Raw genomic sequence first — 22,705 nt, forward strand, 5'->3', positions numbered from 1 at the left:
GCGGTGACGTCAAGAGTACGGGGAGCCGGCGATTGCGTGATCCTGCGCATGGAAGCGTTCCCAAAAAACGCCACGAACGCGGATGGTCGTGATAGCTGTGCCTATTGTCACCGAACGGTCCCAGGCCACTCGATGTTCGCTTAACCTTCGCCCACCGATCGGCATGTACCCCGGGATTACCGGTGGTCGGCTCCGGGGTATGTGGCAGCTGAACCTTCGTTAAGTGTCAATTCCGGCGCGCGTGGGAGGCTCTGGTGGCAGCGCAAGAGACGGTCGATCACAAGTACGTCTACGACTTCGCCGAGGGCAACAAGGATCAGAAGGACCTGCTCGGGGGCAAGGGCGCCAACCTGGCCGAGATGACCAACCTCGGCCTGCCCGTACCGCCGGGCTTCACGATCACCACCGAGGCGTGCAAGGCGTACCTCGCCACCGGTGAGCAGCCCGCCGGGTTGGCCGACCAGATCAGCGCCCGCGTCGGGGCGCTGGAGGCGGCGATGGGCCGGAAGCTCGGCGACCCGGAGGACCCGCTGCTGGTCTCCGTGCGCTCCGGCGCCAAGTTCTCGATGCCCGGCATGATGGAGACCGTCCTCAACGTCGGCCTCAACGACCGCAGCGTCGTCGGCCTCTCCGCGCAGGCCGGCGGCAACGACCGCTTCGCGTGGGACTCGTACCGCCGCCTGATCCAGATGTTCGGCAAGACCGTCTGCGACGTGCCGGGCGAGGAGTTCGAGCACGCGCTCGACGACGCCAAGCGCGCCAAGGGCACCACCAACGACCTCGACCTGGACGCCGGCGACCTGCGCGGCCTGGTCGACGCGTACAAGAAGATCTTCAGCAAGCACACCGGCCGGGAGTTCCCCCAGGACCCGCGCGAGCAGCTCGACCTCGCGATCAAGGCGGTCTTCGAGTCGTGGAACGCGGAGCGGGCGGTGATCTACCGCCGCCAGGAGCGCATCCCCGCCGACCTCGGCACCGCCGTCAACGTGGTCGCGATGGTCTTCGGGAACCTCGGATCGGACTCCGGCACCGGTGTCGCCTTCACCCGCGACCCCGCCAGCGGCGCGCAGGGCATCTACGGCGACTACCTCGCGAACGCGCAGGGCGAGGACGTGGTGGCCGGCATCCGCAACACCGTGCCGCTGCAGGAGCTGGAGCGGATCGACAAGAAGTCGTACGACGAGCTGCTCGACTACATGGCCCGCCTCGAGGGGCACTACAAGGACCTCTGCGACATCGAGTTCACCATCGAGCGCGGCAAGCTGTGGATGCTCCAGACCCGGGTCGGCAAGCGCACCGCCGCGGCGGCGTTCGTCATCGCCGGGCAACTCGTCGACGAGGGCCTCATCGACCTCGACGAGGCGCTGCACCGGGTCAACGGCGCCCAGCTCGCGCAGCTGATGTTCCCGCGTTTCAAGCTCGACCACGAGTTCCAGCCGGTCGCCAAGGGCATCGGCGCCTCCCCGGGCGCCGCCGTCGGCAAGGTCGTCTTCACCTCCGCCCGGGCGGTGGAGCTGGCCGGCGAGGGCGAGCAGGTAATCCTGGTCCGCCGGGAGACCAACCCCGACGACCTCAACGGCATGATCGCCGCGCAGGGCATCCTCACCTCCCGGGGCGGCAAGACCAGCCACGCCGCGGTGGTCGCCCGCGGCATGGGCAAGACCTGCGTCTCCGGCGCCGACGAGCTGGACATCGACATCCCGGGGCGGACGTTCACCGTCGCCGGGCAGACCGTCCGCGAGGGCGACGTCGTCTCCATCGACGGCACCACCGGCAAGGTCTACCTCGGCGAGGTGCCGGTCATGCCGTCCGAGGTGGTGCAGTACTTCGAGGGCGAGCTGGACCCGGAGCAGACCGACGACGCGCTGGTCAAGGCCGTACACCGGATCATGACGCACGCGGACGCCCGGCGGCGGCTGCTGGTACGCACGAACGCCGACACCGGAGCGGACGCCGCGCGGGCGCGGCGCTTCGGCGCCGAGGGCATCGGGCTGTGCCGCACCGAGCACATGTTCCTCGGCGAGCGGCGGGAGCTGGTCGAGAAGCTGATCCTGGCCCGCACCGACGACGAGCGGGACTCCGCGCTCGCCGCGCTGCTGCCGTTGCAGCGGGCCGACTTCGAGGAGATCTTCCGCGAGATGGACGGCCTGCCGGTCACCGTCCGGCTGATCGACCCGCCGCTGCACGAGTTCCTGCCGCCGCTGGAGCAGCTCGCGGTGAACGTCGCCGTCGCCCAGGAGCGGGGCGAGGACGTGGCGAAGGAGGAGGCGCTGCTCGCGGCCGTGCGGCGGATGCACGAGGAGAACCCGATGCTGGGCCTGCGCGGCGTCCGCCTCGGCCTGGTCATCCCCGGTCTCTTCGCCATGCAGGTCCGGGCGATCGCGGAGGCCGCGGTCACCGTCACCCGCGCCGGCGCGGTGGCCAAGCCGGAGATCATGGTCCCGCTGGTCGGCGCGGTGCAGGAGCTGGAGACGGTACGCGCCGAAGCTGAGAAGATCATCGCCGAGGTGGTCGGGGACAGCGGCGTCGAGGTGCTGATCGGCACGATGATCGAGGTGCCCCGGGCGGCGCTGACCGCCGGCCAGATCGCCGAGGCGGCGCAGTTCTTCTCGTTCGGCACCAACGACCTGACCCAGATGGCCTGGGGCTTCTCCCGGGACGACGTCGAGGGCGCGTTCTTCTGGCGGTACCTGGAGCTGGGCATCTTCGGCATCTCGCCGTTCGAGTCGATCGACCGCGAGGGCGTGGGCCGGCTGGTGCGCATCGCCGCCGAGGAGGGGCGTGCGGCGCGGCCCGGGTTGAAGCTCGGCGTCTGCGGCGAGCACGGCGGCGACCCCGAGTCGGTGCACTTCTTCCACGAGGTGGGGCTCGACTACGTCTCGTGCTCGCCGTTCCGGGTGCCGGTTGCCCGGCTGGAGGCGGGTCGCGCGGCGGTGGAGACCACCGGCTCCGACAGCCGCTGACGGACGTACGACGCGATGGCGGGCCCGGCGCGGGCCCGCCATCGGCGCGTCAGCGGATCGGCGGTCGGCTCCAGGTGTGGTGCGTCGTGCGGCGCGGCAGCGTCGTCCTCGCCGGACGGTGCGCGAGTGGGGCGTGCGCGTCGGGCGTCGCCGCGCGGGGCCGTGCGTCCAGCGCCGAACCGGCCCGGTGCGCCACCTTTCGGGCCTCGGCGTGCAGCCCCTCCAGGTCGTCGGTGGTGTCGGCGATGAGCGTGAGCAGCGCGTCGCGCCCGGCCGGGTACGTCACGACGGTGCCGCCCGCCGTGCGGACCAGCGCCTCCTGGAACGCGCCACGCCGCACCGTGGTCGCCACCCGGCTGGCCACTCCGAAGCCGGCCGCCGCGAGCGCCGCCAGGTGGGTGGCCTCCGTCCCGGGAAGGTCGCTGCCGATGACCAGTCCGTCGGTCCCCGCGAGCACGGCGCCGGCCACCTCCGGCCGGCGGCGCCGCAACCGGAGCAGTTCGGTACCCACCATCGTGTCCACGTCCACGAGAGTCTCCCCCGTCGTCGGATTGGCTGGTTGGTGACGTTCCGCGTCGGGAACGTTACCGGCCGCCCGCCGTCGCCCGCGATCCCGTAACCCTCGGCGATCGGTCGGCAACTCCCGACTGAACGGGGGTTGCGACGCCGGCCGACGCCGGTCGCCCGGCGCGCCGGGCGATGCCCTCCGGCGTAACCTGTCGGGATGAGCAGCGCCTGGGAGAGCCTCACCGTCGATGCGCGTGACCCGTCCCGACTGGCCCGTTGGTGGGCCGAGGCGCTGGGCTACCAGGTGGTCACGGAGAAGCCGGACGAGGTGGAGATCCGGCAGGCGCCCGACCGGTTGCCCGGCATCGTGTTCGTCGCGGTGACGGGGAGCAAGGAGGGCAAGAACCGGCTCCACGTCGACCTGCGTCCGGACGACCAGGAGGCGGAGGTCGAGCGGCTGGTGGACATGGGTGCCCGGCACGTCGACGTCGGCCAGGGCGACGTGGGGTGGACGGTGCTGGCCGACCCGGAGGGCAACGAGTTCTGCGTCCTGCGGCAGCGTGGGGGGTGACCGGCCCCGATCCGGACGAGCGGCGGTGGGTCGACGAGCCGCCGAAGGACACCGGGTACGGCCGCACGGCGTACGAGCGGGACCGCGCCCGGGTGCTGCACTCGGCGGCGTTCCGGCGGCTCGCCGCCAAGACGCAGGTGCACATGGCCGGCACCGACGACTTCCTGCGGACCCGGTTGACGCACTCGCTGGAGGTCGCCCAGATCGCCCGGGAGATGGGGGCGCGGCTCGGCTGCGACCCGGACGTGGTGGACGCCGCCGGGTTGGCGCACGACCTGGGGCACCCGCCGTTCGGGCACAACGGTGAGGACGCGTTGGACGGCCTGGCCGCACCGTGCGGCGGCTTCGAGGGCAACGCGCAGACGCTACGCGTCCTCACCCGCCTGGAAGCGAAGGTCATCGGCCCGGACGGCGCCTCCGCCGGGCTGAATCTCACCCGGGCCTCCCTCGACGCGGTGAGCAAGTACCCGTGGACCCGGCGTCCGGGCGAGCGCAAGTTCGGCGTGTACGCCGACGACCGGCCGGTCTTCGACTGGCTGCGGGCCGGCGTCCCGGACGCGCGCCGCTGCCTGGAGGCGCAGGTGATGGACTGGGCCGACGACGTCGCGTACTCGGTGCACGACGTCGAGGACGGCATCCACGGCGGGTACGTGACGCTGCGCCCGTTGCTGGCCGACGCGGACGAGCGGGCTGCGCTCTGCGCCGACGTGGCGGCCACGTACTCCGGCGAGTCCCCGGCCGACCTGGCGGAGGTGCTGGTCGACCTGCTCGCCGACCCGGTGCTCGCGCCGCTGGCCCACTACGACGGCAGTCACCGGGCGCAGGCCGCGCTGAAGGCCACCACCAGCGTGCTGACCGGCGGCTTCGTCTCCGCGGCGGTGGCCGCGACGCAGGCGCACTTCGGTTCCGGTCCGCACCGCCGCTACGCCGCCGACCTGGTCGTCCCCCGTGGGATCCGGGCGCGGTGCGCGCTGCTCAAGGGCATCGCGCTGCGGTACGTGATGCGCCGCCCCGGCTCCCGGGGCCGCTACGAGCGGCAGCGGCGGATCCTCACCGACCTGGTGGAGATCCTGACCGACCGGGCTCCGGACGCGCTGGACGTGGTCTTCGCGCCGCTGTGGCGGGTGGCCCCCGACGACGCGGCCCGGTTGCGCGTGGTGATCGACCAGGTCGCCTCGCTGACCGACCCGGCGGCCGTGGCCTGGCACGCCCGGCTGGCCGGCGAGGCGGCGGACGGGCGACCCGCGGTGGGCGGCCCGCGCAACTTAGGCTAGCCTAACCCGCATGACGGAGCGCCCGAAGAAGGTCACGTCCGCCCGGGTCGTCCGCACCGGGCGGCCGACCCCGCACCTGGTCCGGCTGGTGCTCGGCGGCGACGAACTGGCCGGCCTGCCGGTGGGCGAGTTCACCGACCACTACATCAAGATCCTCTTCCCGGTGCCCGGGGTCGCCTACCCCGAGCCGATGGACCTCGCGGCGATCCGTCGAGACCTGCCGCCCGCGCAGTGGCCCCGGCTGCGCGCGTACACCGTGCGGGCCTTCGACCCGGTCACCAACGAGCTGACCGTCGACGTCGTGCACCACGGCGACGAAGGACTCGCCGGCCCGTGGGCGGCCGCGCTGCGCCCCGGCGACCCGGTGCAATTCGTCGGCCCCGGCGGCGCGTACGCCCCCAGCCCGGAGGCCGACTGGCACCTGCTGGTCGGTGACGAGAGCGCGCTGCCCGCCATCGCCGCCGCGCTGGAACGGCTGCCCGCCGGCGCGCCGGCCACCGTCCTCGTCGAGACCAGCGGCCCGGCCGAGGAGCAGCCCCTGCCCAGCCCTGGCGCGGTCGAGCTGACCTGGCTGCACCGCGGCGACCGGCCGGTGGGGGCGGCGCTCGTCGCGGCGGTCCGCGCGCTGGACTTCCCGCCCGGCGACGTGCACGCCTTCGTGCACGGTGAGGCGACCTTCGTCAAGGAGCTGCGCCGGCTGCTGCGCGTCGAGCGCGGCATCCCCCGCGAGTGGCTGTCCATCTCCGGCTACTGGCGTCGCGGCCTGGACGACGAGGGCTGGCGGGCCAGCAAGCCGGACTGGAACCGCCAGGTCGAGGTCGAGGAGTCGGCCGCCCTCGCCGCCTGACGCCGCGTCGCCCGGCCCGCCCTCGTCAGGAACCCGGGGGAGGCGCGGCCGTCGGTCGATATCGACCGCGCGTCGCTCGCCCGACCCGCAGTATGGGCAGGGGGTGACCATGGGCGAGCAGGTGGGGCAACGGCCCGTCACCGGGAGCCCGGACCGCCTGGTGCTGGCTCTCGGCGTCGGTGGTGTCCTGGCGGTCGTGGCCTGGGGCGTACTGGCCAGGGAGTCGCTGGCCGGCGTCGGCGCGTCCGGGCTGGCCTGGGTCATCGACACGTTCGGCTGGTTCTTCGTCGTCGCGGCGGACGCCTTCCTGGTGCTCGCCGTGGTGCTGGCACTGTCCCGGTTCGGCGCGATCCGGCTGGGCGGCGACTCGGACCAGCCCGAATTCAGCACGCTGGCCTGGGTCGCCATGATGTTCAGCGCCGGCATGGGCATCGGGCTGGTCTTTTTCGCGGTCGCCGAGCCGATCCAGCACTACGCGACCCCGCCGCCGGCCACCGGTGTCGAACCGGAGACCGGTGCCGCCGCCTCCGCCGCCATGCAGTTCACCCTGTTCCACTGGACGTTGCACCCGTGGGCGATCTACGCGGTGGTGGCGCTCGCCCTGGCGTACTCGACGTTCCGGAAGGGCCGGGAGAACCGGATCTCGGCGGCGTTCCGGCCGGTGCTCGGCGCGCACGCGGACGGCACGGCGGGCCGGATCATCGACCTGCTGGCCGTCTTCGCCACGGTCTTCGGCTCCGCGACCAGCCTCGGCCTCGGCGCTCTCCAGGTGGCCGCCGGCCTGGACCTGGTCGCCGGGGTGCCCGACACCACCACGGTGGAGCTGGTGGTGATCGGCTCGCTGACGCTGGCCTTCGTCATCTCGGCCTTCTCCGGGCTGCACCGGGGCATCAAGTGGCTGTCCACCACCAACGTGGTGCTGGCGGTGGCGCTGATGCTGTTCGTGTTCGTGGTCGGCCCGACGATCTACACCCTGGAGGTGCTGCCCGCCTCGATCGGGGACTACCTCGACAACCTGATCTTCATGTCGACCCGGACGGGCGCCTTCTCCGACCCGTCCTGGCTGGGCTCCTGGACGATCTTCTACTGGGCGTGGTGGATCTCGTGGGCCCCGTTCGTCGGCACCTTCATCGCCCGGATCTCCCGTGGGCGTACGGTGCGCCAGTTCCTGGTCGGCGTGCTGCTGGTGCCGAGCGGGGCGAGCGCGCTCTGGTTCGCGGTGCTGGGCGGCAGCGCGCTGCGGGTGCAGGCCACCGGCACCCGTGACCTGGTCGCCGACGCCGCCGCCGGCACCGAGCAGGCGCTGTTCGGGTTGCTCGACGCGCTGCCGCTGGCGGCGCTGACCAGCGTGCTGGCCATGGTGCTGGTGGCGCTGTACTTCGTCACCAGCGCGGACTCGGCCTCGCTGGTGCTCGGGTCGCTCACCTCCGGGGGAGCGTTGCGCCCGCACCGGGTCCTCGTGGTCACCTGGGGGGTGTTGATCGGCGCGACCGCGGCGGTGCTGCTGCTGGTCGGTGGCCTGAGCGCCCTGCAACAGGCGACGATCATGGTTGCCCTGCCGTTCGTGGTGGTGATGCTCGGCCTCGCCGTGTCGCTGGTGAAGGAGATGTCAGAGGACCCGGCGATCCGCCCGGTGGCCCCTACCAGGCGGTACGGGCTGGCCGCGGCGATCCGGGCCGCCCGGTCGTACGAGGAGGAGGACCCGCCGCCGGTCCGGCGCTACCTCCGCCGCCGGCCGCGCTGACCGCGCCCGGCGCCCGGCGCCGGCGTGACGCCGACCGCGCCCGCCGCCCGGCGCCGGCGGGACGCCGACCGTGGCGGACCACAGCGGTGGTCGCCACACGCGGTGTCCCCCGGCGACGGATCGTCGGTCGGGCAGGGCAGGATGTACGGCGAGGAGGTGGCGGCCAATGGCGGGGCGGATCCGGGACGAGGACATCGCGCTGGTCCGCGAGCGCACCTCGATCGCCGACGTCATCTCCGAGACGGTCACCCTCCGGTCCGCCGGCGGCGGCAACCTGAAGGGTCTCTGCCCCTTCCACGACGAGAAGAGCCCGTCGTTCAACGTCTCGCCCGCTCGCAACGTCTGGTACTGCTTCGGCTGCGGTGCCGGCGGCGACGCCATCAAGTTCCTGATGGACGCCGAGCACCTCAGCTTCGTCGAAGCCGTCGAGCGCCTCGCCGCGCGCGCCGGCCTCCAACTGCGGTACGTCGAGAGCGACAACTCGGCGCCGCGCGCGCGCCCGCAGCAGGGGCAGAAGCAGCGGCTGGTCGCCGCCCACGCCGCCGCCGTCGAGTTCTACCAGGCCCAGCTCACCACGCCCGGCGCCCGCCCGGCCCGCGAGTTCCTGGCCCGGCGCGGCTTCGACCGGGCCGCCGCCGAGCGGTACGCCTGCGGCTTCGCCCCCGACGGGTGGGACCTGCTGACCAAGCACCTGCGCCAGCGCGGCTTCACTCACGACGAACTGGTCACCGCCGGGCTGTCCCGGCCGGCGCGCTCCGGCAGCCTGATCGACCGCTTCCGTCGCCGGCTGCTCTGGCCGATCCGCGATTTGACCGGTGACGTCATCGGTTTCGGCGCGCGCAAGCTCTTCGACGACGACGACGGCCCGAAGTACCTGAACACCCCCGAGACGCCGATCTACAAGAAGTCGCACGTCCTCTACGGCATCGACCAGGCCAAACGGGAGATCGCCAAGCAGGGCAAGGTGGTCGTGGTCGAGGGCTACACCGACGTGATGGCCTGCCACCTCGCCGGCGTGCCGACCGCCGTGGCGACCTGCGGCACCGCGTTCGGCGCCGACCACATCGGGGTGCTGCGCCGGCTGCTGCTCGACACCGACGCGGTGGCCGGGGAGATCATCTTCACGTTCGACGGTGACGCGGCCGGCCAGAAGGCGGCGCTGCGCGCGTTCGACGACGACCAGCGCTTCGTCGGGCGTACCTTCATCGCCGTCAGCCCCGACAACATGGACCCGTGCGACCTGCGCCTGGCCAAGGGCGACCTCGCGGTCCGCGACCTGGTCGCGCGCCGCGAGCCGCTGGTCGACTTCGCGCTGCGCCATGTGATCAGCCGGTACGACCTCGACACCGTCGACGGCCGGGTGGAGGCGATGCGCCGGGCGGCGCCGCTCGTCGCCAAGATCAAAGACCGGGAGAAGCGCCCGGAGTACGTCCGCAAGCTCGCCGGTGACCTCGGCATGGAGATCGAGCCGGTGCAGCGGGCCGTGCTGGCGGCCGGACACGCCCCGCCGCCGGGACGGGGCGACGGCGCGCCGCCGCGTTCCGCCCCCGCCGAGCCGAGCGTGGACAGCCCGCGGTCGATGGTCGAGCGGGAGGCGTTGAAGCTCGCCCTCCAGGTGCCGGTGCTCGCCGGGCCGATGTTCGACGCGGTCGAGGCCCCGGAGTACCGGCACCCCGTGCACGTGGCGGTCCGGGCGGCGGTCGCCGCGGCCGGCGGTGCGGCGGCGGCCACCGGCGGCGCGGTGTGGATCGAGTCGGTCCGGGACGCCTGCGACGACCTCGCCGCCAAGGCGCTCGTCGGCGAGCTGGCCGTCGAGCCGCTGCGCATCGACGGCGAGCCGGATCCGCGCTACGTCTCGGTCACCATGGCCCGCCTCCAGTGGGGCTCGGTCACCGGCCGGATCCGGGACCTGAAGTCGAAGATCCAACGGATCAACCCGGTCAGCAACAAGGACGAGTACTTCGCCGCCTTCGGCGAGCTGCTGTCGCTGGAGCAGCACGCCCGGGCGCTGCGCGAGCAGGCCGCGGGAGGGCTGTAGGTGGCACTCTCCGCAGGAGGGCGTTAGATGGCACTGTTCCGTCGCCGGCCGAAGCTGCCGCCGGCCGACCGTCCGCCGCTCGGCCCCGACGAGCGCGTGCTGGCCTGGGCCGCCGCCGGCAACGGGGAGGGCGACGGGGTGCTGGTCGCCACCAACCTCGGGCTCTGGCTGCCGGGCCGGGGGCACCGCCTCGGGTGGCACGACATCCTCAAGGCGGTCTGGTCCGGCCGGGAGCTGACCGTCACCCCCGCCGAACGCGTCGCCGAACGCGACGGCTACCTGGTGGTCGCCGACTGTCCCGCCGAGACGTACCTGCTGCTCGACCCCGGGGACCTGCCGCACCAGGTCCGGACCAGGGTCACCAAGTCGGTGGCGTACACCGAGGCCCACCCGGTGCCCGGCGGAGCGGGCCGGATCGCCGCCCGCCGGGTGCCCGGAGTCGACGGTCTGACCTGGACGGTCCGCTTCGAGCCCCGCACCCCGGCCGACGACCCGGAGGTGCTGGCCGAGACCGACCGCCTGGTCGCCGCCGCCCGGGCCGCGACGACGCCCCGGGACGCCTGACCGGACGGGGCGCCGCCCCCGGGCTCTGGCCCATAGGATCAGGCATGATCACAGTCGGCAAGCTCGACCAGCGCGACCGCATCCACTGGGAAGAGCATTTCCGCGGCTATCTTGACTTCTACGAGCGTTCCCTGACCGCCGAGGAGATCGATCGCGCCTGGGCAGCCTTCGCCGACGACACCAGAGTGCACGCCCTCGGCGCGAAGATCGATGGCCGCCTCGTCGGCATCACCCACTTCCTTGCGCACGCCAACACCGCGGCACCACCCGGTCGAGACTGGTGCTACCTCCAGGACCTGTTCACGGCACCGGACGCTCGTGGCCAGGGCGTGGCACGTGCCCTCATCGCGGCGGTCGTCGAGTGGGCGCGCGCCCGGGACTGCAGCCGGGTCTACTGGACCACCCACGAGTCCAACGCCACGGCGCGCCGACTGTACGACGAGGTTGCACTGAATCGAGGCTTCATCGTGTATCAGATCAGCTTCTGACAACGGCACCCTCACCGTCGGAGCCGGGACGCACGATCGAATACGCGGGAGCGGCATGTGGCTCGGCGTGTCGGGTCGGTGTGGCGTATCCGATCATGGTTTGCCGGTAACTCGGTGGGGAGTGTCGGACCGGGTCGCTAGGGTCGGTGCGTGACCACGGCACAACCACTCATCCAGGCACGGGGGCTGGTGAAGCGGTTCGGCGACTTCACCGCCGTCGACGGCATCGACGTGGAGGTCCGCGCCGGCGAGGCGTTCGGCTTCCTCGGGCCCAACGGCGCGGGCAAGTCCTCGACCATGCGGATGGTCGGCTGCATCTCCCCGCCCAGCGGCGGGGAGCTGCGCATCCTCGGCATGGATCCGGTGCGCGACGGGCCGGCGATCCGGGCCCGCCTCGGCGTCTGCCCGCAGCTCGACAACCTCGACCCCGAGCTGACCGTCCGGGAAAACCTGACCACCTACGCGCGCTACTTCGGCATCCCGCGCCGGGTGGCCCGGGCGCGCGCCGGTGAGCTGCTCGACTTCGTGCAGCTCGCCGAGCGGGCCGACAGCAAGGTCGAGCCGCTCTCCGGCGGCATGAAGCGGCGGCTCACCATCGCCCGGGCGCTGGTCAACGAGCCGGAGATCGTGCTGCTGGACGAGCCGACCACCGGCCTCGACCCACAGGCCCGTCACCTGGTGTGGGAGCGGCTGTTCCGGCTCAAGCAGCAGGGCGTCACGCTGGTGCTGACCACGCACTACATGGACGAGGCCGAGCAGCTCTGCGACCGCCTGGTCGTCATGGACGGCGGGCGGATCGTCGCCGAGGGGTCGCCCCGCGCGCTCATCGAGCAGCACTCCACCCGGGAGGTGGTCGAGCTGCGCTTCCCGGCGGAGTCCCAGGAGGCGTTCGCCGGCAAGCTCGACGGGCTGGGGGAGCGGGTCGAGGTGCTGCCCGACCGGATCCTGCTCTACGTCGCCGACGGCGACGCGGCGGTGGCCGAGGTCGCCGCGCTCGGCCTGCACCCGGTCAACGTGCTGGTCCGGCGCAGCAGCCTGGAAGATGTCTTCCTCCACCTCACCGGCCGCACGCTGGTCGACTGAGGTGTGAGGTAGGGCCCCTTGTTAACGCCTGGCGTTGTACAGGGGGCCCTTCCTAACACTCCCGTCCCAGACGGCTCGGCGTGGAGTAATTGCAGGCTGTCAGCCGGTGAGGAGCAGTCCGAGGCCGGCCAGCAGGGCGACACCGAACAGCGCGGCCAGGGTCGCGGCGCGGCGACGGGCACCGGGACCGCCGACGAGGCGGAGGGCGAGGGCGAGCGGTCCGATGGGTTGCATGGCGAATGACCCCTTCCGGTTGACGACGGTGATGCGGGCGGCGGCGACAGCGGCTCCCGCCGCGAGGCGCAGGGACGACAGGCCGAGTTCGGCTGCCCCCTGCACGTCGGCCCGCCACTGTTCGCGGTAGCGGGCGCGGTGTGGCGCGGGCAGCAGTGCCGCCGCGCAGCGGGCCAGCGCGAGTGCGACGGTCAGCTGATCCATCAGGCCTCCCGTGGTCGGGGGGACCGGACCGGGCTCGTCCGCGCGGCCGCCCGGGCGCATACTCGCTGCCCTTCCCGGGCACCGTCGGCGGTCAGCTCGTACATGCGTCGCCGGGGTCCGCGCCGATCCGTCTCCTCCCAGGAGGACGTGACCCAGCCGTGCCGTTCCAGGCGATCCAAGAGCGGGTAGACGCTGCCGGACGGACGCCCGGTCAACTTGATGATCTCCAGGCCCCAGCGTGGTCGCTCCCCGTCGAGCAGGACGCGCAGCACGTCGACGGTGGCACCACCGATCCGTCCGAGCGGCTCCATGCCCTTACCCTACCTATGTAGATTAAGCGTGTCCACGCATTCCGCCGCCGTCGTTACCCCGAGCCCGGGCCCAGGTGAGGAAGCGATCGGCCAGCCCCGCCGGCGAGACCTGGCCGTTCAGGTCGGCCGTGGCTTCGGCCATGAGCGTGCCGAGGTATACGAGCAGGCTGGTCCGGTTCTCGCGGTACTCACCGAGCAACGCCAGCCGGGCCGGCGAGCACGGCCATGCCGCGCCGCACACCCGGCACCGCCAGGACGGTCGCGCCGCGACGTGCGGGCGGTAACGCGGCATCAGCGCGGGCCCTCCGGGTCACACGACCAGTGGCCCCCGTTCGCCCGCCACTCCTGCGCGCGGGTCAGCCGCCCCGGGCGTCCCGGACCATTCGTCGGGAAGGCCTCCGTCGGGGCGGTCGCCCACGTCGGAAGTTCGTTCCGGGTACGCCGGGGCAGTGGGGCGGGTGGTGTCGGGCGCGGGCGGCGCCACAGTCGGAATCGCACGGGTGAGCCTCCGTCGAGGTGGGAGGGAGCGCCCCGGAGCTGTCGGGCCGGGGCGCTCCCGGCCTGGTTCCGCCCGCCGTCCGATCCCGTGAGCGGTTCCGCTGCGTGACAGTCTGTTGGCGACGCGACTACGGTGGGAGGTCCCGCGCGCCGACGCCCAGCGCGTATCCGGGCCGAGCCCGGGCGGTACGAGGATGTACGGAGGTTGTCCGTGGACCGTTCGTCCATGTTGGACCACTTCGCGGAAGAGTTGCGGCTCGCCCGGGCCGTCAGCGGCATGTCCCAGACCGCGCTGGCCGAGGCGCTGAGCTACTCGGGCGCGCTGGTGGCCAAGGTGGAGACCTGCGAGCGCCGGCCGAGTCTGGACTTCGCCCGCCGGTGCGATACGGTGTTCGGGGCGGACGGGCGGTTCGAGCGCATCCAGAAGCGGATCAGCCGGGAGACCGTGGTGCCGTGGTTTCGCGACTGGGCCGGCATCGAGCAGGAGGCGACGGCGCTGCGCTCGTTCGAGCCGCTCTATGTGCCGGGCCTGTTGCAGACCGAGGCATATGCCCGCGCCATTCATGCTGGCGGCGGGCTGTTCGCGCGCCGGACGAGATCGAGCAGCAGGTGGCGACCCGGCTGGACCGCCAGGGCGTGCTCACTCGCGACCGGCCGCCGCTGCTCAGCGTGGTCATCGACGAGTACGTGCTGCGCCGCCGGATCAGCGGACCGGAGGTGATGCGCGAGCAGTTGCTACACCTGGTGAAGCTCGGCTCCGCGCTGCCCCGGGTCCGAATCCAGGTCGTGCCGCTCTCCGCGGGGGCCTACGCTGGGCTCGGCGGCCCCTTCGTGATCGCGACCTTGCCGGGTGGAGAAGACGTCGTCTACGTAGAGGGGCAGCTCCACGGGCAGGTCATCGACCGGGCCGACTACGTGCGGCAGATGGTCGAGGTTTGGGAGTCGATCCGGGGTGAGGCACTATCGCAGCAGCAGTCCCTCGACCTGATGGCGGAAGTGGCGGAGACATGGACCTGACCGGCGCCCGGTGGCGCAAGAGCACCCGCAGTAACGGCCAAGGCGGCAACTGCGTGGAGGTCGCCGACAACCTGCCCGGCCTGGTCGCCGTGCGCGACTCCAAGGACCCGAGCGGGCCCGCCCTGACCTTCGAGCCCGCCGCCTGGCGGGCGTTTGTCGCACGCGTCGCCCGGTAGCTACCAGAAGTAAGCCGCAGTGCGCCGCCCTTCAGGGGGTGGTGAAGCGGCTTTCCGGGTCCGAGCGGCCGAAGGCTGTGAGGGCTGTCGTGCCTCCTCCACCGTCGCACCTTTGGTTTGTGCACTGTCCTCTGTGCTAGGAGTCGATGATGTGTTTTGCGGTCGATGCCTGTCCGCCGGAACTACCTCAAGAGCGTGTCCGGGTAACCGCGGGCGACTCCCCGCGAGCTCAACGTTTCGAGTTGATCTCTGCTGACGGGACCCCGGTGTCCGCAGCGCTGGCCCAAGCGCCTCAAGCTGGGCAGGGCGTGGTCATCCTGCCCGATGTGCGCGGCCTCTACCCGTTCTACGAACGACTCGCCGAACGCTTCGCCCAGGCAGGTCACGATGCGATCGTGGTGGACTACTTCGCCCGCACCGCTGGTCTCGCGCCGCGCGGTGAAGACTTCGATTTCCAACCCCACCTTTCTGCCACCACTCTCGAGCAGGTGCAGAGTGACATTTCGGCCGCGGTTGCCGTGCTTCGCCGGCGGATCGGTGCCCGGCCGGCAGTGGCGGTCGGGTTCTGTTTCGGCGGCACCCACGCTTTCCTGGCCGGGACAAACCGTGGCCTCGGCCTCGACGCGGTGGTCGGCTTCTACGGCAAGCTCAGCCCCGGCCGGCTGCCCAGGCCTGCCGAGCGGGCAAGCAGCATCGGCGTCCCGCTGCTCGGTCTGTTCGGCGGCGATGACCCCGCTATCCCCGCCGAGGAGATCGAGGAGTTCGACGCCGCTCTCGGCCGGGCAGGAGTACGCCACCAGTTGATTACCTACCCGAACGCCCCGCACTCGTTCTTCGACCGCTCCTTCGCCGAACACGAGGAGGCTTGCAGCGGCGCCTGGAATCAGGTCCTTCATTTCCTTGAACATCTGCCCGCTTCGGCTCCGTGATTTGATCCGCTGCCAGCACAAAGCGGCACCTGGTCTGCCACACGTCGCGGGGTCTGTCGCGGCACTGGTGCTGCTCTGCACCACCGTGACAGGCGGGCGGCACCCCTGATGGCGCCCCACCTCACAAAACGGGGCGACAGGGCGGCGGGGCCGCCGTAGGGTGACCGGCGGCCTGTCATACCCCTGCGGTAGGAAGGCCGTGGTGGACGGGGAGCGAGGCGGGGTGGTCGCGTGAGTGTGGCGCAACAGGCGCGGGAGCAGGCTCGACCGCCCCTGCCGCGGGTGCCGGCGCTGGCGGTGCTCGCGCACTACCTGGTGGGTTACCGGCGCACCTGGCGGGCGGGCGTGTTCTCGTCGTTCCTGCTGCCCGCGCTGACCGTGCTCGGGTTCGGGGTGGGCGTCGGGGCGTACATCGACCAGGGCGTCGGCGGCGTCTCCTACCTGGAGTGGATCGTCGGTGGCCTGCTCGCCTCGACGGCGATGCAGGTGGCGATCGGCGAGTCGACCTGGCCGGTGTTCAGCAACTTCCAGTGGGTCAAGCTCTACTCGGCGCAGAGCGCGGCGCCGCTGCGGGTCGGTGACATCCTCGCCGGTCACCTGGCGTTCGTGCTGTTCCGGGTGCTCACCTCGATCGTGGCGTTCCTCCTGGTGACCGGGCTGCTGGGGGCGCTCCGGTCGCCGTGGGCGGTGCTGGCGCTGCCGGTGGCGGCGCTGCTCGGCCTGGCGGTCGCGGCACCCACGTTCGCGTACGCGGCGGCGGTCGACACGGACAGTTGGCTGGCGATGCTGTTCCGGTTCGCGGTGATCCCGATGACGCTCTTCGCCGGGGTGTTCTTCCCGGTCGAGTCGCTGCCGCTGGGGCTGCGCTGGCTCGCGTACGCGACGCCACTGTGGCACGCCGTCGACCTGAGCCGGGCGGCGACCCTCGGCGTCGCTCCGCAGTGGTCGGTCCTCGGCCACCTGCTCTACCTGACCGCCTGGGCGGTCGGCGGCTGGCTGCTGGCCCGCCGCACCTTCGGCCGCAAGCTCGTCGTCTAGGAAGGGGTGTCATGGTAGGTCTGGTCCTGCCCCGGCTGGTCGACGTCTCCGCCGCCTCGCGGCGGTCGGCCTCGGTGACCGAGCGCAACGTCGCGGCCCTCAAGTCCGTCTACTGGCTGCTGCTGGTCTCCGGTTTCGTCGAGCCGCTGCTCTACCTGCTCTCGATCGGCGTCGGCGTGGGCGCGCTGGTCGGCGACCTCACCCTGCCCGGTGGCGCGGTCGTCACGTACGCGGCGTTCGTCGCGCCGGCCATGCTCGCCTCGTCGGCGATGACGGGTGCGCTCGCGGAGACCACGTTCAACTTCTTCGGCAAGATGAAGTACATGAAGCTGTACGACGGGGTGATCGCCACCCCGGTGCAGCCGTTCGAGATCGCCCTCGGCGAGTTGGCGTGGGCGATGCTGCGGGGCAGCGCGTACTCGGCCGCGTTCCTGGCCGTGATGGCCGTGATGGACCTGACCAGCGTCAGCCGCGCCCTGGCGGCCTTCCCGGCGGCGGTGCTGGTCGGGTTCGCGTTCGGCGCGCTCGGCATGGCGATCTCCACGTTCATGCGCAGCTGGCAGGACTTCGACCTGATGGGCTCGGCGCAGTTCGTCCTGTTCCTGTTCTCCGGCACGTTCGTTCCCGCCGAGGCGTACCCGGCGGTGCTGCGCTGGCTGGTCGAGGTGACCCCGCTCTACCGGGCCGTGCACCTGATCCGGGGCGTCACCGTCGGCACGGCGGGCTGGGGCTGGCTGCTCGACATCCTCTACCTGCTGCTGGTCCTGGCGCTCGGCCTGCTGGTCGCTTCGCGCCGGATGGGCAGGTTGCTCTACAGGTAGGTGGTTAACCCCTGCCGCCGCCGGGGCATGTCGGAGGAGCACCATTGCCGACGTGAGGGGGAGGGGCGATGGCCTCCGATGAGTCTTCTGCCCGGAACGGGCGTGAGTTCCGGGACCGGCCGGTCGGCCCGGACGACGGGCCGCAGAGCCCGACGGAGCTCCCCGGCGCCGGCTGGAAGGCGGCGCTGAAGCGCACCGTCCGCGAGTTCCAGGACGACAGCCTGATCGACTGGGCGGCGGCGCTCACCTACTACGGGGTCCTGTCCATCTTCCCCGGCCTCCTGGTGCTGATCTCGCTCCTCGGCCTGCTCGGGCCTCGGGCCACCGAGGGGGTGCGGGAAACCGTCAACCAGGCGGTGCCGCAGCAGAACATCCAGGACATCATCGACGCCGCGATCCGACAGGCCCAGGGAAGCGGCGGGCTGGCGAGCATCGGCGCGATCGTCGGTCTGCTGGCCGCGTTCTGGTCGGCCTCCGGCTACATCGCCGCGTTCATGCGGGCGTCGAACACCATCTACGACGTGCCGGAGGGCCGGCCGATCTGGCAGACCCTGCCGATCCGGGTCGGCGTGACCGCGGTGATCGGCGTACTGCTGCTGGCCAGCGCCCTGATCGTGGTGTTCACCGGCGGTCTCGCCGAGGCGGTGGGGAACGCGGTGGGGCTCGGTGACACGGCGGTGACGGTCTGGAACATCGCCAAGTGGCCGGTGCTGCTGGTGCTGGTCAGCCTGATGTTCGCGATCCTCTACTGGGCCTCACCCAACGCGCGGCACGGCGGCTTCCGCTGGGTCAGCCCGGGTGGCGTGCTGGCCGTGGTGATCTGGCTGGTGATCTCCGGTCTCTTCGCGCTCTACGTCAGCAACTTCGGCTCGTACAACAAGACGTACGGCGCGCTCGCCGGTGTGATCATCTTCCTGATCTGGCTGTGGCTCAGCAACATCGCCATCCTGCTCGGCGCCGAGTTCGACGCGGAACTGGAGCGCAGCCGCGCCATCTCGGCGGGCCACTCGGCCGACGAGGAGCCGTACGTCGAGTTGCGGGACGACCGCAAGCTCCGCAAGAAGCGCAACGCCGGCCGGCGCTGAGCCGACCCGCCGCTGCCACGCCCCGCCGTCCGCCCGGACGGCGGGGCGTTCCCGTGTCCGCCACCACGGGCACCCCCGTGAGGGTGGCAGGTCGCAACTTCGGGGGAAGTGCTGCCTCCGGGCCTCGGGAGGCAGCACTTTCCCCGAAGTTGCCGCCACGCTCTCTCGTCGCGGGTGGGAGGCCCAGGATCGCCCAGGCGGGAAGGGGGATCTTTTCTTGATCCACTTATAGCTTTTGTTCGTATGGACAGAAGTTGGAAACAAAATGGCTGAAGCTCTGGACAGGCGGCGCGGAAGGCTCCTACTGTGTCGGACACGACACATCGACATTGCACCGATGTGAACGACACCGACGAAGAGGTGAGTCCCGTGCGGACCGTCGATCCCCTGCACGTGCGACTGCTGCGGCTGCTCCGGGACGAGGGGGCGGTGTCCCGGGCCGAGCTGGCGGACCGCCTCCAGATGCCGCGCCCGAGGCTGCTGGCCGAGCTGGAGCGCCTCGTCGGCCTCGGCTACGTCGCCGAGGCCGGCCTCGCGGCCTCCCGGGGCGGCCGGCGCTCCACCCTCGTCGAGCTGAGCCCGCACCTGCGCTTCGCCGCCGTCGACCTGGGCGCCAGCTCGATCGACGTCGAGGTGGTCAACGGCCGGCTGGAGCCGGTGGCCGCGTACGCGGAGCCGGCCGACATCCGCAACGGTCCCAAGGTGACGCTCCAGCGGGTCAACGAGCTGCTGCACAAGGCGCGCGTGGACGGGGCGTACGAGCGGCTCGACGCGGTCGGCGTCGGTGTGCCAGGGCCGGTGAGCTTCCGCGACGGCGTCCCGGTCTCACCCCCGATCATGCCGGGCTGGGACCGCTTCCCGGTGCGGGAGCTGCTCACCCGGGAGCACGGCTGCCCGGCGGTGGTCGACAACGACGTCAACATCATGGCGATCGGGGAGCGGCACGGCGGGGTGGCCCACTCGGTCGACGACTTCCTGTTCGTCAAGATCGGCACCGGGATCGGGTGCGGGATCTACCTCAGCGGCGAGGTCTACCGGGGCACCGACGGCTGCGCCGGGGACATCGGCCACATCCAGGTCGACTCCCACGGTCCGATGTGCTCCTGCGGCAACGTCGGCTGCCTGGAGGCGCTGTTCAGCGGCGCGGCCCTGGCCAAGGACGCGGCGGCGGCCGCGCGCAGCGGCGCGTCACCGGCCCTCGCCGAACGGCTCGCCGCCCGGGGCGCCGTCACCGCCGTGGACGTCGCCGAGGGCGCCGTCGAGGGCGACGTCACCTGCATCCAGCTCATCCGCGACGGCGGCCGGCGGGTCGGTGGGGTCCTGGCCGGGCTGGTCAGCTTCACCAACCCGTCGATGATCGTGATCGGCGGTGGGCTGGCGCAACTCGGCCACATCCTGCTCGCCGAGATCCGCAGCGTGGTGTACCGCCGGTCGCTGCCGCTGGCCACCGGCAACCTCCCGGTCGTCCTGTCCGAGCTGGGATCGCGGGCCGGCGTCACGGGCGCCGCGGTCCTCGCCAGCGACCTGGCCTTCCTGGAGGCGTCATGAGGGGGGCGAAGGACCGGCCGGCAGCGACGCCGGGTGCCGGCACCAGTGACCCAACCGAGGAGGCCGTCGTGACCGATGCCCCGCTGGTCGAAGCGCCCGCCGGCACCGTCGCCGGCGAGGTGGTCCTGCGCCTCACCGACGTGGTGAAGACCTTCCCGGGCGTACGCGCCCTCGACGGCGTGCAGTTGGAGGTCCGCGCCGGGGAGGTGCACTGCCTGCTCGGGCAGAACGGCGCCGGCAAGTCCACCCTGATCAAGGTCCTCGCGGGGGTGCACCGCCCGGACTCGGGGACCGTCGAGTGGCGCGGCGAGCCGGTCACGTTCACCAACCCGCAGGCCGCCATGCGTGCCGGCATCGCCACCATCTACCAGGAACTGGACCTGGTCGAGGACCTGTCGGTGGCGGAGAACGCCTTCCTGGGCCACGAGCCGCGCCGCCTCGGCTTCGTCCGACGCGGTCAGATGGCCCGCCGGACCCGCCAGATCCTCGGCCGGCTCGGGCACGCCGAGATCCCGCCGAACCGGATGGTCCGGTCGCTGCCGGCCGCCGGCAAACAGGTCGTCAGCATGGCCCGCGCGCTGTCCCACGAGGCCCGACTGATCATCATGGACGAGCCGAGCGCCGTGCTCGCCCACGACGAGGTCGGCAACCTCTTCCGGATCATCCGCGAGCTGACCGCGCAGGGCATCGCCGTCATCTACATCTCCCACCGGCTGGAGGAGATCCGCGAGATCGGCGACCGGGTCACCGTACTCAAGGACGGCCGGACCACCGCGGCGAACCTGCCGGCCCGCGACACCCCGACCCGCGACCTGGTCTCGAAGATGACCGGCCGGACCATCGAGTACGTCTTCCCGGACCGGCCCGCCGCGGCGCCGGCCGGCGACGACCTGCTCCGCGTCGACCGGCTGACCCGGGCGGGCGAGTTCGCCGACGTCTCGCTCGGCGTCCGGGCCGGCGAGATCGTCGGCATCGCCGGGCTGGTCGGCTCCGGCCGGTCCGAGCTGCTGGAGACCATCTACGGCGCCCGCCGGGCCGACGCCGGCACCGTGCGGGTCGCCGGCCGGGCGCTCCGCCCGGGCAGCGTCAGGTCCGCCGTACGCGCCGGCCTCGGCATGGCGCCCGAGGAGCGCAAGAGCCAGGCGCTGCTGCTGGGCGAGCCGATCTACCGCAACGTCACGCTCGCCACCTTCGGCCGGTACTCCCGGGCGGGTTTCACCGACGCCGCGCGGGAGCGGGCCGAGGCGGACCGGATCGCGGAGAGCCTCGACCTGCGGCCCCGCGACGTCCGGCGGCCGGTGCGGACGCTCTCCGGCGGCAACCAGCAGAAGGTCGTGGTCGGGCGGTGGCTGCTCGGCGACACGAAGCTGCTGCTGCTCGACGAGCCGACCCGGGGCGTGGACGTCGGCGCGCGGGCCGAGCTGTACCAGGTGATCCGTGCCCTGGCCGCCCGCGGCGTCGGGGTGCTGCTGGTGTCCAGCGAGGTGCCCGAGGTGCTCGGCCTCGCCGACCGCGTGCTGGTCATGCGGGAGGGCCGGGTCGTCCGCGAGGCGCCGGCCACCGAACTCGACGAGAACACCGTGCTCGACCTCGTCATGGCGGGGTCCCTGATGGAAGGCGCACCGGCATGAGCGATTCCACGCCCACCTCCACCGCCGCGCCGGAGCGCGGAACGGGGCTGCCGGCGCAGTCGCCGCCCGTGGATCCGGCGGAGACGGCCCTGGCCAGCGAGAAGACCGGCGGCCGGCTCTCCTGGTGGCACGGCGAGGGGGGCGAGGGCGCCCGACGCAACCTCGCCCTGGTGGGGGTTCTGGTCGTGCTGATCATCATCGGCGCGGCCACCCGCTCCGACCTCTACTCCGACCCGGACTGGGTCTGGGCCAACATGCTCAGCATCCTCAAGCTCGCGTCGGTGGTCGGCGTGGTCACGGTCGGCATGACGTTCGTGATCATCGGTGGCGGCATCGACCTCTCCGTCGGCGCGATCGTCGCGCTCGCCGGGGTCTGGTGCACCACGCTCGCCACGCAGAGCTACGGAGCCGGGGGCATGATCTTCAGCGCACTCACCGTCGGGCTCGCGGTGGGAGTGGTGAACGGCCTGCTCATCTCGTACGGGCGGCTGGTCCCGTTCATCGCGACCCTGGCGATGCTGGTCGCCGCCCGGGGCCTCGCCGCGGAGATCTCCGACAAACAGACCCAGGTGTCCGACAACACCTTCATCAACGGCATCGCCAGCACGAACCTGCTCGGGATCCCGCTGCTGGTCTACATCCTCGCCGCGGTGGTCGCCGCCGGCTGGGTGCTGCTCAACCGCACCACGTTCGGCCGGCGGACCGTCGCGGTCGGCGGCAACCCGGAAGCGGCCCGGCTGGCCGGCATCGACGTCAAGCGGCACACCCTGCTGCTGTACGCGCTGTCCGGCCTCTGCTGCGGCATCGCGGCCATCATGCTGACCGCCCAGGCCAACTCGGCGCAGGCGGCGATGGCCAACCTCTACGAGTTGGACGCGATCGCCGCCGCGATCATCGGCGGCACGCTGCTCAGCGGCGGGCGGGGCACCATCATCGGCTCCCTGCTCGGGGTGGTCATCTTCGCCACCATCACCAACCTCTTCGCCATCAACGGCCTCTCCACGGAGGCCCAGAACATGGTCAAGGGCGGCATCATCGTCGCGGCCGTCCTGGTCCAGCAGGTCCAGTTCCGCAGCCTCACCCAGTTCCTCAACCGGAACCGGCTCACCACCACCTGATCGACACACGCACCTG

General features: G+C 72.1%; 22 protein-coding genes and 1 pseudogene. 19 read left to right on the forward strand and 4 right to left on the reverse strand.

The window, feature by feature from the left end; all coding sequences use genetic code 11:
• Positions 1-254 precede the first annotated feature (254 nt).
• On the forward strand, positions 255-2,963 hold the full coding sequence (gene ppdK / locus ACN26Y_RS14380) for a pyruvate, phosphate dikinase (RefSeq protein ID WP_155330763.1): 2,709 nt from the start codon (positions 255-257) through the stop codon (positions 2,961-2,963).
• A gap of 49 nt (positions 2,964-3,012) precedes the next feature.
• On the opposite strand, the gene ACN26Y_RS14385 is transcribed toward ppdK, so the two are convergent.
• On the reverse strand, positions 3,013-3,492 hold the full coding sequence (locus tag ACN26Y_RS14385) for a roadblock/LC7 domain-containing protein (RefSeq protein ID WP_155330764.1): 480 nt from the start codon (positions 3,490-3,492) through the stop codon (positions 3,013-3,015).
• Positions 3,493-3,687: 195 nt separating this feature from the next.
• On the opposite strand from ACN26Y_RS14385, the gene ACN26Y_RS14390 reads away from it, so the two are divergent.
• From ACN26Y_RS14390 to ACN26Y_RS14425, 8 genes and pseudogenes are all read left to right on the forward strand, one after another.
• Positions 3,688-4,041: a VOC family protein gene (locus tag ACN26Y_RS14390; protein WP_422734803.1), complete on the forward strand. Its 354-nt coding sequence runs from the start codon at positions 3,688-3,690 to the stop codon at positions 4,039-4,041.
• Positions 4,038-5,315, forward strand: a complete 1,278-nt coding sequence (locus ACN26Y_RS14395) for a deoxyguanosinetriphosphate triphosphohydrolase (protein WP_155330766.1) — start codon at positions 4,038-4,040, stop codon at positions 5,313-5,315. Before ACN26Y_RS14390 ends, ACN26Y_RS14395 begins: the two co-directional genes overlap by 4 nt.
• Positions 5,316-5,325: 10 nt before the next feature.
• Entirely contained in the window at positions 5,326-6,162 is an 837-nt protein-coding gene (locus tag ACN26Y_RS14400; protein ID WP_422734804.1) for a siderophore-interacting protein, read from the forward strand.
• 109 nt (positions 6,163-6,271) lie between these two features.
• A complete protein-coding gene (locus ACN26Y_RS14405) occupies positions 6,272-7,906 on the forward strand; it encodes a BCCT family transporter (RefSeq protein ID WP_155330768.1) in 1,635 nt (544 codons plus the stop codon).
• A gap of 141 nt (positions 7,907-8,047) precedes the next feature.
• Positions 8,048-9,944: pseudogene (dnaG, locus tag ACN26Y_RS14410) on the forward strand (DNA primase).
• 27 nt (positions 9,945-9,971) lie between these two features.
• A complete protein-coding gene (locus tag ACN26Y_RS14415; RefSeq protein ID WP_422734805.1) occupies positions 9,972-10,508 on the forward strand; it encodes a hypothetical protein in 537 nt (178 codons plus the stop codon).
• A gap of 44 nt (positions 10,509-10,552) precedes the next feature.
• Positions 10,553-10,996: a GNAT family N-acetyltransferase gene (locus tag ACN26Y_RS14420; protein ID WP_155330771.1), complete on the forward strand. Its 444-nt coding sequence runs from the start codon at positions 10,553-10,555 to the stop codon at positions 10,994-10,996.
• A 150-nt stretch (positions 10,997-11,146) separates the two neighbouring features.
• Positions 11,147-12,079 carry an ABC transporter ATP-binding protein gene (locus tag ACN26Y_RS14425; protein WP_422734806.1) on the forward strand — a complete coding sequence of 311 codons (933 nt, stop codon included), beginning with the start codon at positions 11,147-11,149 and terminating at the stop codon, positions 12,077-12,079.
• A gap of 99 nt (positions 12,080-12,178) precedes the next feature.
• Here ACN26Y_RS14425 and ACN26Y_RS14430 read toward each other — a convergent pair whose 3' ends face one another.
• Genes ACN26Y_RS14430 through ACN26Y_RS14440 form a run of 3 tightly spaced genes read right to left on the reverse strand, consistent with a single transcriptional unit; the run spans position 12,179 to position 13,120 of the window.
• The gene (locus ACN26Y_RS14430) at positions 12,179-12,517 is read right to left on the reverse strand and encodes a hypothetical protein (RefSeq protein WP_422734808.1); all 339 of its coding nucleotides are present in this window, start codon (positions 12,515-12,517) and stop codon (positions 12,179-12,181) included.
• Positions 12,517-12,828, reverse strand: coding sequence for a PadR family transcriptional regulator (locus tag ACN26Y_RS14435; RefSeq protein ID WP_422734809.1), 312 nt, complete (start codon positions 12,826-12,828; stop codon positions 12,517-12,519). The genes ACN26Y_RS14430 and ACN26Y_RS14435 overlap by 1 nt, the downstream gene beginning before the upstream one ends.
• A 22-nt stretch (positions 12,829-12,850) precedes the next feature.
• Positions 12,851-13,120, reverse strand: a complete 270-nt coding sequence (locus ACN26Y_RS14440) for a flavin reductase (RefSeq protein ID WP_422734810.1) — start codon at positions 13,118-13,120, stop codon at positions 12,851-12,853.
• A 432-nt stretch (positions 13,121-13,552) separates the two neighbouring features.
• On the opposite strand from ACN26Y_RS14440, the gene ACN26Y_RS14445 reads away from it, so the two are divergent.
• The 10 genes from ACN26Y_RS14445 (at position 13,553) to ACN26Y_RS14490 (ending at position 22,689) form a co-directional block, all read left to right on the forward strand.
• Positions 13,553-14,047, forward strand: a complete 495-nt coding sequence (locus tag ACN26Y_RS14445; RefSeq protein ID WP_422734811.1) for a Scr1 family TA system antitoxin-like transcriptional regulator — start codon at positions 13,553-13,555, stop codon at positions 14,045-14,047.
• Positions 13,936-14,343 carry a DUF5753 domain-containing protein gene (locus ACN26Y_RS14450; RefSeq protein WP_422734812.1) on the forward strand — a complete coding sequence of 136 codons (408 nt, stop codon included), beginning with the start codon at positions 13,936-13,938 and terminating at the stop codon, positions 14,341-14,343. The genes ACN26Y_RS14445 and ACN26Y_RS14450 overlap by 112 nt, the downstream gene beginning before the upstream one ends.
• Positions 14,334-14,519, forward strand: a complete 186-nt coding sequence (locus tag ACN26Y_RS14455; protein ID WP_422734813.1) for a DUF397 domain-containing protein — start codon at positions 14,334-14,336, stop codon at positions 14,517-14,519. The genes ACN26Y_RS14450 and ACN26Y_RS14455 overlap by 10 nt, the downstream gene beginning before the upstream one ends.
• 149 nt (positions 14,520-14,668) lie before the next feature.
• Complete coding sequence (locus tag ACN26Y_RS14460; RefSeq protein ID WP_422734814.1) at positions 14,669-15,448, forward strand: dienelactone hydrolase family protein; 780 nt, start codon at positions 14,669-14,671, stop codon at positions 15,446-15,448.
• A 237-nt stretch (positions 15,449-15,685) separates the two neighbouring features.
• Positions 15,686-16,486, forward strand: a complete 801-nt coding sequence (locus tag ACN26Y_RS14465) for an ABC transporter permease (protein ID WP_422734933.1) — start codon at positions 15,686-15,688, stop codon at positions 16,484-16,486.
• Between the two features lie 11 nt (positions 16,487-16,497).
• The gene (locus ACN26Y_RS14470) at positions 16,498-17,307 is read left to right on the forward strand and encodes an ABC transporter permease (protein WP_155330780.1); all 810 of its coding nucleotides are present in this window, start codon (positions 16,498-16,500) and stop codon (positions 17,305-17,307) included.
• A 68-nt stretch (positions 17,308-17,375) separates the two neighbouring features.
• On the forward strand, positions 17,376-18,392 hold the full coding sequence (locus tag ACN26Y_RS14475) for a YihY/virulence factor BrkB family protein (protein WP_155330781.1): 1,017 nt from the start codon (positions 17,376-17,378) through the stop codon (positions 18,390-18,392).
• Between the two features lie 369 nt (positions 18,393-18,761).
• Positions 18,762-19,940: an ROK family protein gene (locus tag ACN26Y_RS14480; RefSeq protein WP_155330782.1), complete on the forward strand. Its 1,179-nt coding sequence runs from the start codon at positions 18,762-18,764 to the stop codon at positions 19,938-19,940.
• Positions 19,941-20,059: 119 nt separating this feature from the next.
• Entirely contained in the window at positions 20,060-21,571 is a 1,512-nt protein-coding gene (locus ACN26Y_RS14485) for a sugar ABC transporter ATP-binding protein (RefSeq protein WP_422734934.1), read from the forward strand.
• Positions 21,568-22,689, forward strand: coding sequence for an ABC transporter permease (locus ACN26Y_RS14490; protein WP_155330784.1), 1,122 nt, complete (start codon positions 21,568-21,570; stop codon positions 22,687-22,689). Before ACN26Y_RS14485 ends, ACN26Y_RS14490 begins: the two co-directional genes overlap by 4 nt.
• The last annotated feature ends 16 nt before the right edge of the window (positions 22,690-22,705 follow it).

It is taken from the genome of Micromonospora sp. WMMD558 (assembly GCF_049315255.1).
In the GTDB taxonomy this organism is placed as follows: Bacteria; Actinomycetota; Actinomycetes; order Mycobacteriales; family Micromonosporaceae; genus Micromonospora.